Origin of the sequence: Paenibacillus thiaminolyticus (assembly GCF_007066085.1) — a bacterium.
GTDB lineage: Bacteria > Bacillota > Bacilli > Paenibacillales > Paenibacillaceae > Paenibacillus_B > Paenibacillus_B thiaminolyticus.
In genome coordinates, this window is sequence record NZ_CP041405.1 from 82,187 (window position 1) to 100,574 (window position 18,388).

Here is an 18,388-nt window from a genome sequence, read left to right on the forward strand (position 1 = left end):
ATGAAACGTGATGCAGAAATAATGTCGAAGCAAGATTCCATCACCGCGTTATTCGAGGAACAAGTTGAACTTCATCCTGATGCCGCAGCATTAGTATATAAGGACGCTCGCCTAACTTATCGGGAGCTCAATACCAGAGCCAATAAGCTGGCGAATTATTTGAAAAAGTCTGGTGTTAAACCGGATATGCGAGTTGGCTTGTATATGGATCGCTCGTTTGAAATGATTATTGGCATGTTATCCATTTTAAAAGCAGGCGGGACCTATGTCCCGCTTGATACTGCCTATCCCGATCGAAGACTGCTTTATATGCTTCATGATGCAAGCATTACGATAGTGCTGACCCAAGAAAGCTACTTCTCCCGGCTGCCGGACGGAGTGAAGCCTGTCTGTCCCGATCTTGACCATGCACAGATTAATGATGAATCAGATGCTAATCTAGGTGAGAGTGCGTCTCCGGAAGACGTTGCGTATTTGATGTATACTTCCGGTTCGACGGGGAATCCGAAAGGGGTTCTTATCCCTCATCGAGGCGTGATACGGCTCACTAAAAATATATCCTATGCAGAGCTTACGCCACAGGACACGATGCTGCAGTTTGCATCGGTCTCATTTGACGCGGCAACATTCGAAATATGGGGCAGTTTGTTAAATGGAGCTACATTGGTTATTTATCCATTCAACGGTCTTTCTCTTGACGAGCTGGGACAAGTTCTGCGCGATTATCAAATCAGCACGTTAGTGTTGACTTCCGCAGTCTTTCATCAAATGATTGATTTCCGGATCGAAGATTTTAAAGGGGTGCGTCAATTGTTGGTGGGTGGGGACAGTGTATCCCCTAAGCATGCTCAGCTAGCATTGGATGTGCTAGAAGATACGTTACTTATTAATGGCTACGGTCCTACGGAAAGCACGACATTCGCGTGTTGTTATACAGTAAAAAAGAAAAGCGCCATCCAACACTCCGTTCCCATCGGCCGTCCTATTAATGATACCGAAGTCTATATCTTGAACGACAAGCAAAAACCCGTTCCTATTGGTCTTCTTGGGGAATTATACGTGGGCGGCAAGGGATTGGCTTTAGGGTATTTGAATCGGCCTGAGATTACTCAAGACAAATTTATTAAGCATCCCTTTAATACAGACCCTGAAGCCAGATTATATAAGACAGGCGACCTGATGAAATATTTGCCTGACGGAAATATTGAATTCATCGGGCGAAAAGATAATCAAGTGAAAATAAGAGGGAACCGGATAGAATTAGGCGAGATTGAAGCCGTGTTAAGTCAGCATAAGGACGTAAGAGAAGCCGTCGTCATTGTACACGAATATGAACCTGATGATAAGCGGCTCATCGCCTATATTGTCGGAACCGGGGATGCCGATCAATGGAAAAAGCATGTAAGCGAACAATTGCCTCCTTTCATGGTTCCTTCCTATTTTGTAACAATGGACTCTCTACCGCTTACAGTTAATGGGAAGATCGACCGCAAGGCATTACCGCTGCCAGAAACGCGAGCAATAGATGATAACTATATTGCGCCACGCAACCGCACAGAGGATCTAGTCGCATCGATTTGGCGTGAAATTCTAAAGGCTGAACGCATCAGCATCCATGACTCGTTTTTTGATTTAGGCGGTCACTCGCTGCTCGCCACACAGGTCATTTCCCGTCTGCAGGATGCGTTTCATCTGTCTATTCCGCTGCGGGCATTGTTTGATTGTCCGACTGTCGCAAGCTTGCATACAAGAATCATGGAGATTCGTCAACAGGGAAAAAGGGAGCGGACTCCGGCGATTAGGCCAGCCCATAATAGGGAGAAGCTGCCGTTATCCTTTGCACAGCAGCGTTTATGGTTTTTACATCAGTTGGAGCCGAATAGCACAGCTTATAACATTCCTTATATGTGGCGGTTAACCGGAGCTTGGAATGCGAACGCGTTGGAAGCGGGATTGAATGCGCTCATCCAACGTCATGAAATACTGCGCACCGTGTTTCCCAATGAGAACGGCCAACCTATACAAACCATCGAACCCTATCGCTTCAGAACGTTGCCGGTGATAGACCTAAGCGATCTCACCGCTGCAGAGAAAGACGAGAAAATCAATGCTTACACGGAACAGGAAGCAGGCATTACGTTTGATTTGACGCGAGGTCCTCTCGTACAGGCAAAATTACTTGCAACAGGGCAAGAGGAGTATATCCTGCTCTGCACCATGCATCATATCATTTCCGATGGGTGGTCTGAGGATATTTTCTTAAATGAATGGCTGGCCTTGTATGAAGAGGCACACAGCGGAACACGGGCGGAACTTGCGGCATTGCCGATTCAATACGCTGATTATGCCCTATGGCAGCGTGAATGGCTGACGGATGAAGTGATGGGGCAACAGCTGGAATATTGGAACACAGAACTGTCCGGAGAGCTTCCTGTCCTGCAATTGCCTATCGATCGCCCTCGGCCAGCCGTTCAAAGTTATGCGGGAAGCATGCATAAAATCGTGCTGCCGCCGTCATTGCTTGAGAAGCTGAAAGCAGTAAGCCGGCAGGTGAATACCACGTTATTCATGACTATGTTGGCAGCTTATCAAGGCTTTTTATCCCGATATACCGGACAGACCGATATTTTGGTGGGGAGCCCGGCAGCTAACCGGAATATCAAAGAGATCGAAGGATTAATCGGATTTTTCGTGAATACGCTAGTGTACCGGGCGAATGTCCAAGACAATCCTACGTTTAAGCAATTGCTTGCTCAAGTCAAAGAAAAATCGCTTCAGGCGCAGGAGAATCAAGATGTCCCGTTTGAAAAAATGGTAGAGATGCTTCAGCCGGAACGCAATACGAGCTACTCGCCGATTTTTCAGACGATGTTCACCTGGGCAGAAATGAAATCTGCGGTCTATCACACATCAAGCGGCATGTTGGAAACATTGGATATCGATCATAGCGTATCTAAATTTGATATGGAGCTATCCATGTGTGAATCCGAAGACGGTCTAGTCGCGAATATGATCTATAATACGGATCTCTTTAATGAATCGACCATCAGGACAATGGCTGGGCATTTTGAGAATTGGCTGCAAGAACTTGTGAACAACCCGGACGTACCGATCGCAATGCTTGAATTATTGAGCGAGGAAGAAAGGCGCCAAATCGTAGTGGAATGGAACCATACAGAAGCACCGGTTCCAGAGGATACCTGCTTGCACGATTTATTTATGCGGCAAGCAAGCAAGACGCCGGAATGGATAGCCGCTGAAATGGGTAATGACAAAATTACCTATCGGGAATTAGATAAACGGTCGAACCAGCTAGCGCACTATCTGGTCTCGCTGGGCGTTCGGCCCAATACGCCTGTCGGGATATGCATGAACCGCTCCATTGATCTGGTTATATCGTTGCTGGGTATTATTAAGGCAGGCGGAGCCTTTCTTCCATTAGATACAGAGATGCCTCAAGCAAGAATGTCCAAATTGCTCGAAAGCTCCCGGACGAATATTTGTATATCCCAGCTGGAGTTTATGGAGCTTTTTGATCAGGCTGCTCATGTTCAATGTATATATCCCGAAGCGGAACGGGAAAAAATAGCAAGCATGCCCGAGGCGTTGCCGGAGCAAACGGTAAAACCTGCAGATTTGGTGTCGATTTATTACACTTCAGGCTCGACGGGAAATCCGAAAGGGGTTGAAAATCACCATCTTGGGTGGGTAAATCGAATGCTATGGATGCAGCGCCAGCATCGTTTGGAGCAAGGGGAGTCCGTCCTGCAAAAAACGACATTAACATTTGATGATGCGGCTGTTGAGTTTTTTTGGCCGCTGTCTGTAGGAGGACGAATCTCATTATTGGAGCCGTGGCTGCATCGGGATCCGGAAGCGATTATTAAGGCGGCCATTCAATATCAAGCGGCTTGTATTCAATTTGTGCCGAGCATGCTGAATATGTTTCTCGATGCACTTAGTCCAGAGGATATACAACAATTGCATCATGTCAAAAATATTGTCTCAAGCGGTGAGGCGCTGCTGCCTGAAACGGCAGGCAAGTTCTTCAGAAAATTAAATTGCAAACTTCATAATACGTGGGGGGCCACGGAAGTATCGATTGACTCCACCATTTACACCTGTACGCCAGATGATGCGCTCGACAAGGATTGTGTCAGTATAGGCAAACCGATTGATAACAATAAAATATATATACTGGACCGGAATTTGAAGCCTGTTCCTATTGGCGTGATTGGCGACCTTTATATAGGCGGCATTGGATTGGCAAAAGGCTATTTATATAATAGCGAGAAAACAAAGGAAGTATTTATCGATAGTCCATTTGTGCCAGGGGAAAGGATTTATCGAACCGGGGACAAAGGGTATTTCCAGCCTTCGGGAAATATTAAATATGCAGGCCGGCAGGACAACCAAATCAAGATTAGAGGCATACGGGTTGAATTAGGTGAAATTGAAGCGACATTAAGCAAGCATCCGTCCATTCGTGAAGCAGCGGTTATTTCGGTTCAGAACGATAAATCAATCACGGAATTGGCGGCTTATATTGTGGGAGAAGGGGATATTTACGACTGGCGAGCGTTTCTGAAGGAGCAGCTGCCGACTTATATGATTCCAACGTATTTCGTTCAATTGGACCATATTCCCAAGACAACGAGCGGAAAAATTGATCGCAACGCGTTGGACTTGCCAGAGATGAAACCAATCAGTTCCTCCATCATAGAACCGCGAACGATTCCCGAGGAACTCATTCACTCCATCTGGTGCGATATTTTGCAATTGGAACGGGTTAGCATCCAGGACTCATTCTTCGATATGGGCGGGCATTCCTTATTGGCTACCCAAGTGATTTCTCGCATGCGAACGGTGTTCGGGCTGGACATACCGCTGCGAACGATATTCGAGTATACGACGATCGAAGCAATAGCTTCCCGGATCTCGGAGATAAAGCAGGGTGACGAGACGAACACTCGCGTTCGTGAAATATCGAAAGTTACCCATAATACAGAATCGATATTCGAAGCATCCCATGGTCAAAAAAGACAATGGTTCCATGCCGCGTTCAGCAATCAGAAAGCGGTTGGCGGGGTTTATCCCATTGAATTGGAAGGGCCCGTGGATGATATATTCATGCATAAGTCAATGGGCATCATGATTGAACGCCACAGAATCATGCGCACGACCATCATAGCGAACGAAGGCCATTTGCAGCAACAAGTGCATAGCGATCTTGCGGTGCCGAATGAGTACATTGATTTATCATCGTTATCAGAGACGGACAGTTACCAGCGAATCAGACAAGATTTACAAGCCGCATTGGATCAACCGTTCGATTTAGCCCGAGAGTCTTTTTTTCGGATGACATTATATCGAATCACACCAACGAAACACTTCCTTATTTTGTCCGCTCATCATATTGGGTTTGATGGTTGGTCGCTAGACGTGTTTATGAAGGATTTAGCGGATATTTATCAGACAATGAAGAGCGGGATAAGCTACGATGAGCGTTCGAAACCGCTGGATTATATTGATTATACCCTGTGGCAGCAGACACGATTGAGCAATGGAGAGTTGAACCGGCAGCGGGACTATTGGCTCACACAGCTGCAGCAAAGTGTAGACGCGCCGCTTATGCCGCGTGACTCGCATGCATTAACTTATGAAAACTTGGGTTCGAACGAGCTCTCTCTCAACTTGGAACCACAGATGGCGCAAGCGCTCCATGAGTTGACTCGAATGGCCGGCGGCACCTTGTATACTACGATGCTCGCTGCCATCAATATTTGGCTGTCACTTATTACGGAGCAAGACGTGATTACGGTCGGATCGACCTTGTCTGGCCGTACGCAAACTGATCTTGAAGGAATTATTGGTCCTTTAATTAATCCAGTCGCGATGCGTACCGATTTATCCGGTAACCCGACTGTCTTAGAAATGATGAACAGGACGAGAGGAACCGCTTATGGCGCCTACGAGAACCAGGATTATCCGTATAACTTGGTCGTAGAGGATCAACTGGCTGCCAAAGGCCGTAAGATGAATTTATATTCCCTTGTTTTTATTGGACAAAATGCATCGGACATCCGGATTGAACTAGACGGGCTAACCTATAAGCATTGTCCATTAAGCCGTTTTCTGGATGAAGAGATGATCAAAACTTATGAAGGCAGTCATTTTGTACAAGACGACCAATTGGATATCATGTTATTTTTGTTTACTCGATCAGAACAACTCACGTTAACTGCACGTTATAATACGGACGTTTTGAGCGCGAATTCCATGAATGCGTTTATGAAGCAGCTTGAACATATCATCGCCCACATGATTGAAGACCCAATGCAGCGCTTATCTCAACTGAATGTGGTTGAAGAATACGATTTTAATGAGCTGTTCAACTAACGGGGAGATAGGAATGACAACGACAACGTTTATCAAAACCATTGCTCTGTCTGAAGCGCAAAAAGATTACTATTTGCACTATTTGATGCATCCAACAAGCCCTTACTACAATGAACAGCTTGTCTTTCAAGTTCAAGAGCGATTGGATGCATCCGTTGCCATACGTACTCTTTACGAGATCACCGCACGTCATGAAATATATCGTTCCTTATTTATTTTGGAAGACGAGCCTATGCAAAAAGTATATAGCGAACCGGTCTTGGATTTTGAACATGTCGCTTCCGCCGGCTGGACCGATACGATGATTAGGAAGTACCTTAACCAAGAATTCAGCAAACCATATAAGTTGGAAGAGGGTCCGTTATTCAGCTTCAGATTGTTGGATTATCAAGAGAATGGAAGTATTTTATGCTTTAAATGGCATCATATTTGCACGGATGGATGGAGCTTCTCGTTAACGATCGAGGAATTCACCCTGATCTATCAACAATTGAGTACAGGCTCTACCCTTGACTTACAACCGCTGCCATCGCAATACTCCGATTTTATTGAGTGGGAACAGAACTATGTAGCCAGCGAAGAAGGGGAGGCAGCGAGAGCCTTCTGGAACGATAAGCTTGGCGGAGCCCTTCACAAGCTGGAGCTGCCCGCAGATCACAGCCGACCGAGTACCCCTACGTTTCAAGGAGGGATATCGTTATTTACATTTGACCGCGAATTGCGACATGAACTTCTTGCCTATCACAAAAAAAGAAGCTATCCGATAGATGTCGTTTATTTGTCTCTGTTCATTGCTTTTCTTCATCGTCTATCCGGTCAAGATGACATCATCGTTGGCGTACCGCGATTCGGCAGGCCTAGAGAAGATTTTCATAGCATCATGGGCTCTTTCGTAATTATGCTCCCCTTGCGAATCAACATGAAGAAGAATATTTCGTTTCAAGAGTTAGCGCTGCTTGTTCATGAGGAACTGACCTTATGTTCACAGTATCAAAATTACCCGCTTTCCTTAATCGTGAGCGAGCTGAATTATACGCGCGACCCAAAATATTCTTCATTTTTCCAAGCCTGCTTCGTGCATCAAAAAGCGATTAAGCAGAAGGCGGCTATCATTCTAGGGAATGCTCGGAACTCTTTTCATAGCCATGGTTTAACCTTAACTCCTTATGATTATGAGAAGAATGTATCCCAGTTTGATGTGAGTCTGATCGTGGAGAGAGACAGCAATAATGATATATTGGCTGGTTTCGAATATAATCAGGATATTTTTCATGAACACACGATTGCGGCATGGATTCGCGATTTCGAAGCTTCCAGTCTGTTCTATTTGAAGCATGATGATGAACAGATATCTATCCATGATAGGAAGCCCAAAATAGACTACGGGTTGAAACCGTATCGAGATCTTCCCTCTCTAAAGATATTGCCCGAAGATGGCATGAAGAGATCTGACGGTTCAACAGCGTTAGAGCTAGAACAGCTTGAATTTTCCTATCGGTTCATGGCTGAGATCTCTCAACTCGCCACAGCTTGGAGTAGGTCGTCGTATACGATACTCATGACCGCATTTATTTTACTTTTATATGTGGAGACCGAGAAGGAGGATTTGGTTATCGCCTGTCGTGAGGGATGGGATGAGGTACATGATGCTCCTATTATCCTGTCCCTGCGAATCGACCTGTCAGGCAATCCGCACGTTTACGATGTGGTCCAGCAAGTGCACACAAAGATAGATGAAGCCCATCATAACAGAGCCTCCTTTCTTCATGGCGGCATGAATACATGGCAGCCGAGACTTCATGAGCTTCAAATCCTATTTGAGATGAATCAGGATGACTCTCGCTTACATATCGATTTTCGATTGCGAATCATTGAATCCCAGGATCAGTTACATGGACGTCTCACCTATAATGTGAATGTCTTTAAAAGGGATACGATGCAGCGGGTGCTGACCCACTATGAATATGTATTAGAAAGCATGATAGCCCAACCTCATCAAAGAATTCGCGAAATTCCCAGTCATCTTAACAGCCAATTCCTGTCAATAGATGACTATGAAGAATTATTTGAATAGAGAAAGAGGTGCATTGGCTTGAAGCACTTAACCAAAGAGAATGTGCTGGAAGTCATTGAGCTGTCCATGGTGCAAAAGCAATTGTTAAGCAAGGATAAGATTACAACCGTGCGTTACCTCATCGAGCGGCAAATCGATCCGACAAAAGCAGAAGACACGTGGGAAGACATCGTCAACGAAAATTCGGTCATGCGTACCGTTTTCCGCAAGCTCAAACATAAATATGTCCAAGTCGTACTGAAGCAGTTGAAAATTCCCATTGACTGGCAGGATTTACGGCATTTATCCCCTGAACAGCAGGAGCAAGCCTATCTTGCCATGGTTGCATCCCACCAGGAGCCGATTCAATTTGAGGTAGGTCCATTAATCCGAGTATCTATCCTGCAAATGAATGCCAATAAAGCAATCATCATCTGGACAAATCATTCATTATGCATGGATGATGCGAGCCGTGAGCTTATTGTTCAGGGATGGCTTAATAATCTGCTGGGCAGCCGGGTAGATGATAATAATCGAAAATCATCATTTAAAGAGTATATTACATGGGAGTCAAGTCAAGACGGCTCCAAAACCAAACATTTTTGGCTGGACAAATTCCATAAATTTGAGCATGATTCCGTTTTTTACCCCGTCCATGGGACGCACAACGAAGGGAATCATCATCTTAGCTGCTGTGCCGCTCTTCCCGAACCATTCGCTAAAAAAATAAAGAGCATGGCATCGCAGCAGCGAGTATCTGTTGAAGCCATCTTTCAGAGCGCTTGGTTCCTGTTATTAAACATATATAGCGGCGATGAAAAAGCAGCAATAGGCGTTACCGTGACGGGCAGGCCCGAATCATTGGATGGGGCTAATGCCATAATTGGGCCCTTGGCTCATACCTTGCCTGTCTTCATGACATTGGATCCGAACCAGACGGTATGCGAGCTTGTGCAGAACGTTCAGGCAAGCTGGGAAGAGCTGCAACAAAACCAAATCATTTCGCTGAGTATGATCCGCAATTATGCAGGTGTCTCGGAGGACCTCCCTCTATTTGGGACGACGCTGACGATGCTGAATGGCGAAGACCATCATTTTGAATCTGAAATGCTGTATCGCGGCGGTCATGCGTCATTGGAGTTAATGGTGACGGTTGGGCGGAGCATGAAAATTCAACTCTATCATTTCCTTGCTTCCTCCCATTCCGATCTAGACAGGCTGCAGTCGCATTACCTCCATATTCTTGAGCGGGTGTGCTCGGAATTGGACAGTAAAATTAGGGATTTGAATGTAGTTCCTGAGGAAGAGCAAGAGCTGATGGCGAAGGCGATGGGGGATTTTGCGAGCTCGAATCGGAGAATGGATCGATTGACTCAGCAAATTATTGAAGAGCGGGTTAAGCGACAACCTGATGCTGTCGCCGCCATCTATAGGAATCAATCCATCACGTACAAAGAACTAAATGAAAATGCAAATCGATTGGCGCATTGGCTGCGAAGAGAAGGGTTCGGGAGAAATGATCTTGCGGCCATATTTGCGGAGAGAAGCATCGATATGCTGGTTGGCATTCTGGCCGTGCTGAAAGCGGGAGGAGGCTATGTACCGCTCGATACGGCCCATCCCGATCACAGGCTGCTTACGATTCTTGGCACGAGCAAGGCCAAAGTGATACTGACCGAAGCGAGTTGGCAAATGCGCAGCATGACCTTGGTTAGCAACCTGGACCATAAGCCTGTCGTATTTTGCTTGAATAAGGGTGAGGTCGTAAGTCCGGATATGTCTTCTCTCCAAACATCCGATACTCGCGATCTTGAACTCATTAATTCCCAAGATGACTTGGCCAATGTCTTTTTTACCTCTGGCTCAACCGGCCACCCCAAGGGTGCAATGATCGAACATAGGGGGATGTTGAATCATCTTTATGCCAAAATTGACGTCTTGGGCCTGAATCAAGACAGCATCGTCGCACAGAATGCTTCCCATTGCTTCGATATTTCGGTCTGGCAATTTCTCGCCCCTTTGATGGCGGGGGGAACGCTTATTATCTATAACAATGAGACGGCAACGGATCCGGAAGCATTGCTAACATCCTTGAATCGAGACGGTGTAACCGTGATTCAGATGGTACCGGCGATGATTGAAGCATTGCTCCATGCAGCTCTCGACCTTCCGCCGGAACAATATGCCTTGCCCCGGTTAGAATACATGATCTCTACCGGTGAGGGATTGCCGGTCACGTTGTGCAAAAAATGGCAAACCATCTATCCCGATGTCACCGTTGTGAATACGTATGGAGCGACAGAGTGCTCTGATGACACGATGCATGAAATCATTGACTGTTCTTATCAGCATGATGATCACCCATATGTCGCGCTGGGAGGCTCGCTCCCCCATATGAAACATTATCTCCTGGACCAATGGATGCGACCGGTTCCGATCGGATGTCTGGGTGAAATCTATATTTCCGGAGTTGGAGTAGGCCGTGGATATTTACATGACACCGAACGTACGGAGCATGCCTTTTTACAAGATCCATTTGTGAAGAATAGGGAAGAGAGACTGTATAGAACAGGTGATTTAGGCCGTTATTTGCCAAGCGGCAGACTTATGTTTGTTGCGCGCGCCGATTTTCAAGTGAAAGTACGCGGACATCGCATTGAGCTCGGGGAAATAGAAAATGCTCTTTTGAGTCACCGCATGATCAGGCAATGTGCAGCGATAGCACGCGAAGATGGCAATGGGAATAATCGAATTCTAGCTTATGTTGTCATGAATGAACAACAGAATGAAAATGAACTGCAACTCTATCTGAAGTCGCTCTTGCCAGAATATATGCTTCCTGAGCATATTATGATTCTTGATTCCATGCCCCTGAATCGAAATGGAAAAATCGATCAAAAAGCATTGCCAGAGCCGGAAACGATGCAAAAGAGGACGGAAGCTTTCGCGGCTGCGCGCAACGATCTGGAAAGGAAATTAACTGCCATTTGGAGTGCCGTGCTGCACATCAATGAAATTGGAATAGACGACGATTTCTTTCAGCTCGGCGGGCATTCCATGAAAACGATCCAGGTTCGCTTGCGGATAAAAAAAGAACTTGGGATGGAAGTCACGATTAAGGAGTTATTCGATCATCGAACGATTCGGGAGCTGTCCTCTTTGCTTGAACAAAGGGAAAAACCGTCTGCCGAACATTTCCGGCTTGAGCATGATCGAACAACGATACCCAAAGCAGCGGAGTCTCCGTACTATCCCGTTTCCCATGCGCAGCGAAGATTGTTTTTTATTCAACAGATGGAACCCAATAGCACGGCTTATAATATGCCGTCTATTTACCATATAACTGGGCCATTGAAGGAATCTATTTTGTATAAGGCTTTTGATCTGCTTGTGCAAAGACATGAAGTGCTGCGAACCAAATTCCTGTTGCGGGACGGACACCCCGTCCAACAAGTGCTGCCGAGTATTGATTTTACATGCGCATATGCCGATCTGTCCGAGGAGCCGGAAGCATGCAAGCAAGAGGCTATTCAACGATTCATACAAAAAGAATCCGAGACCTGCTTTGACTTTCAGCAGGAGACTCTGTTCCGAGTGAAGCTGTGTAAGGTTGCGGAAGAAAAATATATGTTATTCATGAACATGCATCATATGATTAGCGACCAATGGTCATGGGACATCTTCATGGGGGATTTCAATAGAATATACGAATCCTTGCAGCAAGGAATCGATCCCGTCTTGCCTGCTTTGAACATCCAGTATAAAGATTACGCCGTCTGGCAAAATAACGCGATCAATAACGGAGGGTTGGCGGATTCAGAATCATACTGGCTGAAAAAGTTCCACCAAGATATTCCGGTGTTGGACTTGCCAACCGATTTCCAGCGTCAGCCGGTACAAACGTTTGCTTCGGCAAGTGAAGACTATTTTATTCCGGAATCAATTGTTAGCTGGCTCAGAGAGATTGCCCGGAAGCACGATGCGTCCATGTTTATGGTGATGTTATCATCCGTAAGCATATGGCTGTCCAAGCTAACGAATCAGCAGGATATCATCATCGGCACGCCGGAAGCCGGACGCAATCACATGGATATCGAGGAAGTGATTGGTTTCTTCATTAACACGCTCTCCTTGAGATTAGAAGTGAATACGGAGCATACCTTCATCGAAGCGTTAGCCGATTGCAAACAACAAGCGCTTGAGGCCTATATGCATCATGAGTACCCATTCGATAAATTAGTCGAAAAAATCAATCCTGAGCGAGATATTGGCCGCAACCCTATTTTTTCTGTCATGTTTCAATATATTGACAAAATAGAAGAGAAGAACCAGATAACGGGGCTGGAAGTTCAGGCTGTCGAATCCAATAATTCCATGACGAATTTCGACTTGTCCCTTGTATGCTTGGAGCAAGACAATGGGGCCAGCTTGCGTATCGAATATCGGTCGGATTTATATGCGCCCGCAACCGTTCAACGGATGATCAGGTATTGGGGCAACGTCATTGAACAAGTGGCCAATCAGCCGGATATTCGATTCGAACATATCGAGTTATTGTCCGCAGACGAAAAACAAGCCATGTTGACTGGGTTTAAGGAAATCCATGATTCCTATGGGGATGATCATAAAACGATCATTGATCTGTTCGAGGAGCAAAGTGAGAGAACTCCGGATCACATTGCGCTCGTGTTCGAAGATCAAGAACTGTCCTATTCAGCATTAAACGAACGGGTGAATCAACTGGCGCGGACCTTGTTAGCTTCCGGCGTCAGCGCCAATCAACTCGTTGGCATTATTGCCGAACGTTCCATGGAAATGATTGTCGGCGTATTAGCGATTCTCAAAGCAGGCGGGGCCTATGTCCCTATTGACCCTAATTACCCGGAAGAGCGTATCCGGTACATGCTGGAACATTCGGGAGCCGAAGTGTTATTGCTCCATCGTTCCATGCGCAATCAAGTCACCTTTGACAACAAAATCATCGTGCTTGACGATCATGAGTCCTATCATGATGACAAGACGAATCCGGGACTGCCGATCCGTCCCGATCAGCTTGCCTATGTTATCTATACATCGGGCACTACGGGACAGCCGAAGGGAGTCATGATTGAGCACCGGCAGCTTCAATATATTGCTCAAGCATGGACACAAGAATATAAGCTGGACGAATTCCCTGTCCGATTGTTGCAATGGGCGAGTTTCTCCTTTGATGTTTTTACTGGCGATTATATTCGATGCTTGTTGCACGGAGGCAAACTTGTTATTTGTCCAACCGAATCAAGACTTGATTTGGAGCGAATCTATCAGCTAATGAAAAAAAACGAGATTACGATGTTAGACTTGACTCCAGTTCTTGCGATTCCTCTAATGGACTATATATATGAAAATAATCTCAACATAGATTTTTTGAAAATAGTAATTCTTGGATCGGATATATGCCCGATACAAGCATTTCATCGCCTTATAAGCAGGTACGGCAGCAAAATGAGGATTTTAAACTGTTATGGCGTGACAGAGGCGGCCATTGATTCCTCCTATTTTGAGAACGACGAGCAGCAGGCTTACCGGTTTTTGCCGATTGGCAAACCGCTGCCTGGGGTGAAAATGTATATATTAGACTCTAACGGTAATGTACAGCCTCCAGGCATTCCCGGCGAACTATTTATCGGAGGGCTCGGGGTGGGGAGGGGATATTTCAAGCGCCCGGATTTGACACAGGACAAATTCGTGGATAACCCGTTCTGCGCCGGCGAGAAAATGTATAAGACGGGAGATATGGCACGATGGCTTCCTTGTGGGAATATTGAATTTTTAGGGCGATTCGATAATCAAGTCAAGGTTCGCGGCAATCGAATCGAATTGGAAGAAATAGAATCTGCGCTCATAAAAAATGGCCATATCCGTGAAGCGGTAGTTATCGCAAGAGAGGATGAAACCGGTCAAAAAAGGTTGTATGCCTTTTATGTCGCGGCGGAGATGCTTGCATCCAGTGTATTGAAAGAGCCGTTAAGAAAAACGCTGCCGGCGTTTATGGTACCTTCCTATTTTGTCCAGCTCGATCGGCTGCCGGTAACGCCGAATGGAAAGATTGACCGCAAAGCGTTAACGGTGATGAACGTAACGCCGCAGAGTGAAATGGAGTATATCGAACCTGCCACTGAAATCGAGAAAACATTAGTGAGGGTGTGGCAGGAAGTTCTGCATGAGAACAAGGTTGGGGTCTTGGATAATTTTTTTGACCTTGGAGGAGATTCCATCAAATCAATCCAGGTATCCTCTCAATTATCCGGCTTAGGTTACAAGATGGAGATAAGAGATCTTTTCCGCTACCCAACTATCGTAGAACTCAGTACCAGGATCAGACCGTTGCATCGAAAAATCGATCAGAAAGATAGGGAAGGCGCTGTGCAACTCACGCCGATCCAACATTGGTTTTTTCAAGAACATGCCCAACATCCGCATCACTATAACCTGGCTTTTATGTTGTATCGCCAAGACCGGTTTGACAAGATCATCGTTCGCAAGGTTATGGATAAGCTCGTGCAGCACCATGATGCGCTAAGAATGATATTCCGCCGAACGGAAACGGGCTATGAAGCCTATAATCGGGGCTTGCATGATAGCGTCCTATATCATCTTGAAATCTGGGACTATCGAGATAAAGACAGGAATGAGCTGGAGCAAGCAATGGATTTGAAATGCACCGAGATTCAATCCAGGCTTCATATTTTTGAGGGACCATTAATCAGGCTGGGGTTATTTCAATGTCCGGACGGCGATCACTTGCTTCTTGCCGTTCACCATTTAGTCGTAGACGGGGTATCATGGCGGATTTTAATAGAGGACTTCCATACATCTTATGTACAACTCCTTAATCATCAGGAGATTCGTCTGCCGTTAAAGAGCGATTCCTTCCAGCGATGGGCGCAAAAGCTGAACGAATATGCCAAGCGTGAAGATATCGAGCATGAGAGTGCATACTGGAAGAGCATTGCGGAGCTGGAGATTGAATCGTTGCCGACGGACTACAATAAGCAAAAATCACTGCGGAAACATACCAGGACAACAACGATAAATTTGAATGAACAGCAAACCGCGGAATTGCTAAAACAAGCCAATCGCGCATATAACACGGAAATCGACGAGCTTTTGTTGTCTGCTATTGGAATGGCCTTCAAGAAATGGGCTGATCTCAATCGCTTCATCATTAACATGGAAGGACATGGCAGGGAGTCGATTATGCCTGATGTTGATATTAACCGCACAGTAGGATGGTTCACAAGTGAATACCCCGTAGTAATAGACATTGGAGATGAACCAAATCCATTAGATATCATTAGTAAGGTACAAAAAGATATACGCCGGATTCCTCATAAAGGGATTCACTATGGAGTGTTGAGATATTTATCCGAACATTCACGCAATGACAAGATGGATATAAAGCCTGAAGTTAGCTTTAATTATTTGGGACAGTTCGATCGGGACAGCAAAGAAGATGATGGCGATGTCCAATTTTCCGCATTTTCAGGTGGAGATTCCATGAGTCTCGATCAGGTTAGAGAATGCAAGATCGATATTGAATGCGTTGTGTTACATGGCCGTTTGAGCTTAACGGTACATTATAGTGACCAACAGTATAAAGAGGAAACCATAGAACGACTAACTGCATTCCTCCGGGAAAGCCTAAGCGAAATCATTCAACACTGCATGAGCAAGTTGCGCAATGAAGTCAAGTTACGTGAGAACGACAGCACCCAAAAACATCTTGCCTCATGTAACGCATCATCCGGAGAATGGGTAGATCTGGAGGGAGTGGTGGATGGATTTTTTAACGCTTCTTATATGAATGATATCCCCGGCGCCATCGTGGCGGTTGTCCATAATGGTGAAGTGAAAGTAAAGAAGGCATATGGCTATGCCAATATACAAGAAAAAGTGCCGATGAGCGCGGATGATACCGTAATAAAGGTGGGGTCGATTTCCAAGGTCGTTACGGTTGCTGCCATTATGAGGCTTGTGGAGCAAGGACGCATTGGATGGAACGATGATATTCAGCAATATATCTATGAAATCGAAATACCGCGGAAGATAGATGGGCCTCTAGCAGTCGAACATTTACTTAGTTACACGTCTGGATTTGGTTCGCCAGATAAGGGAAATGAGCAAAGTTATAATTTTGGCGGACGTGAATCCCTAACATTAAGGGACTACATTCTTCGATATATGCCAACCGTGGTTCATCAGCCTGGCCAACACTACAACAATGAGAATTTTTCCTTTATGTTGTCAGGTTATTTGGTTGAAAAAGTAACGGGAATTCCGTTCCATCGCTATGTAAGTGAGCAATTCTTTGAGCCTCTTGGCATGACAAACAGCAGTTTTATTTTAAATCCAGAGTTAGAGGCGAAAATGGCCACAGGCTATGATCTGGAAAACGAAGCTGTTCCTAGGTATGATTTTAGCCCTGCAGATTCACCCGATGGCAGCATGCTGTCAACGGGGCACGATATCTCCAAATTTATGCTGGCTCTATTAAATAAAGGCGTTTATGGCGGAAATGCAATCTTGAAAGAGGATTCGATAGTTAAAATGTTCTCAAGCAAATCGGTATCTCTCCCGCAATTGACCGATACAGGGTATGGATTTATGACGAAATTCCATCCGGAATATTCAAATGACAATATTTTGGCGAAAGCAGGCGAAGTAATTGGATATAACTCATTCATGTGGTTCTTGCCAGAGAAAAACACGGGTGTGTTTATCAGTGCGAACAAAAGTTACTTTAATAAAATCGAATTTTTTGAGTATTTCATGAAACAGTATTATCCTGCGGAAGCATTCATCATGTAAGTCAGTCATGGTGTTTCCCGCCTGCATGTTACGGTATGGGGCCGCTGCCATCGCATTGATCGATCTAACGGACAGAAACGGTGGCGGCTCTTATCATACGATTACGTAGCAGGGATTGGTGAGTCAACACGATCATATTAGTTTACACGGGGGTGCCTATGAGTACGATAAACACAAGTTCCACTTGTAGCTTTCCTAATATCAAAGATGTAGGAAGTGGTGTAGCTAACGGGACTTTCGGGGAACTTTTGCAGGGTATACTGGAGGAAAATAATCTCGATTTTTTAGTGACTTTGCCTATCAAAAAAGCGTCCTGCGCAACTTTTTATTCCATTCCAACTTATGATGAGGTTGTCATATTGCCATGCTCAAAACAAAAATCAAAACGACTCGTCGAGACCATTTTAAAGCATTTTAGGTTCCCGGCAGGAGGAATTTTGGAGATCAATTCGGAACTTCCCGTTGGAAAAGGCTTTGCCAGTTCATCGGCAGATTTGGTGGCTGCCTCCCGTGCTGTTGAAGATTGTTTCAATATAAAAATGGAACACTCATTATTAGAATGGTTTTTGTCTAGTATCGAGCCCACTGATGGTGTGATGTATGACGGCGCCGTTTCTTACTACCATAAAGAGGTCAGGTTAAGAGAATATATCGGGAAGCTGCCTGAATTATGTATTTTGAGCATTGATGAGGGAGGGACTATAGATACGGTTGAGTTTAATAAGCGAATAAAACCTTTTAGCAGAGAAGAAAAGCTGGAATACAATTTTTTGTTGCAAAAACTTACAAAAGCTATTAGAGAAAGGGATGTTCACGCCATAGGACTGGTCTCTTCCAGAAGTGCGGTATTGAATCAAAAAATCCTGCCAAAAAAATATTTGCCGGAAGTGATGAAGATTAATGAGGAGATTCGAGGTTTAGGCGTCGTTGTTGCGCATAGTGGAACCAGCCTAGGCATTTTTTTGTCGAAGGAAGAACCTGATTTCCATCAAAAGCTGGAACTGGGATACCGATATTTAAGTGAATTAAATAAAGAAGTTCATATTTACCATACGTAGAAATCTTAACATTTTTACAAAACCGATT

General features: G+C 45.2%; 4 protein-coding genes. All 4 read left to right on the forward strand.

Annotation, left to right across the window (positions count from 1 at the left end):
* The 4 genes from FLT43_RS00365 to FLT43_RS00380 all read left to right on the forward strand — a co-directional run bounded on the left by FLT43_RS00365 (position 1) and on the right by FLT43_RS00380 (position 18,360).
* On the forward strand, positions 1 to 6,399 hold the full coding sequence (locus FLT43_RS00365; protein WP_164776296.1) for a non-ribosomal peptide synthetase: 6,399 nt from the start codon (positions 1 to 3) through the stop codon (positions 6,397 to 6,399).
* A gap of 13 nt (positions 6,400 to 6,412) precedes the next feature.
* On the forward strand, positions 6,413 to 8,473 hold the full coding sequence (locus FLT43_RS00370) for a condensation domain-containing protein (protein ID WP_087443862.1): 2,061 nt from the start codon (positions 6,413 to 6,415) through the stop codon (positions 8,471 to 8,473).
* A gap of 18 nt (positions 8,474 to 8,491) precedes the next feature.
* Positions 8,492 to 17,302: a non-ribosomal peptide synthetase gene (locus FLT43_RS00375; RefSeq protein WP_087443861.1), complete on the forward strand. Its 8,811-nt coding sequence runs from the start codon at positions 8,492 to 8,494 to the stop codon at positions 17,300 to 17,302.
* A gap of 158 nt (positions 17,303 to 17,460) precedes the next feature.
* On the forward strand, positions 17,461 to 18,360 hold the full coding sequence (locus tag FLT43_RS00380) for a GHMP family kinase ATP-binding protein (protein ID WP_087443860.1): 900 nt from the start codon (positions 17,461 to 17,463) through the stop codon (positions 18,358 to 18,360).
* Positions 18,361 to 18,388 lie beyond the last annotated feature (28 nt).

Bases quoted from the DNA above. Each gene is read 5' to 3' on its own strand.
- FLT43_RS00365 (WP_164776296.1), top strand. From the start codon at position 1: ATGAAACGTGATGCAGAAATAATGTCGAAGCAAGATTCCATCACCGCG.
- FLT43_RS00370 (WP_087443862.1), top strand. From the start codon at position 6,413: ATGACAACGACAACGTTTATCAAAACCATTGCTCTGTCTGAAGCGCAA.
- FLT43_RS00380 (WP_087443860.1), top strand. From the start codon at position 17,461: ATGAGTACGATAAACACAAGTTCCACTTGTAGCTTTCCTAATATCAAA.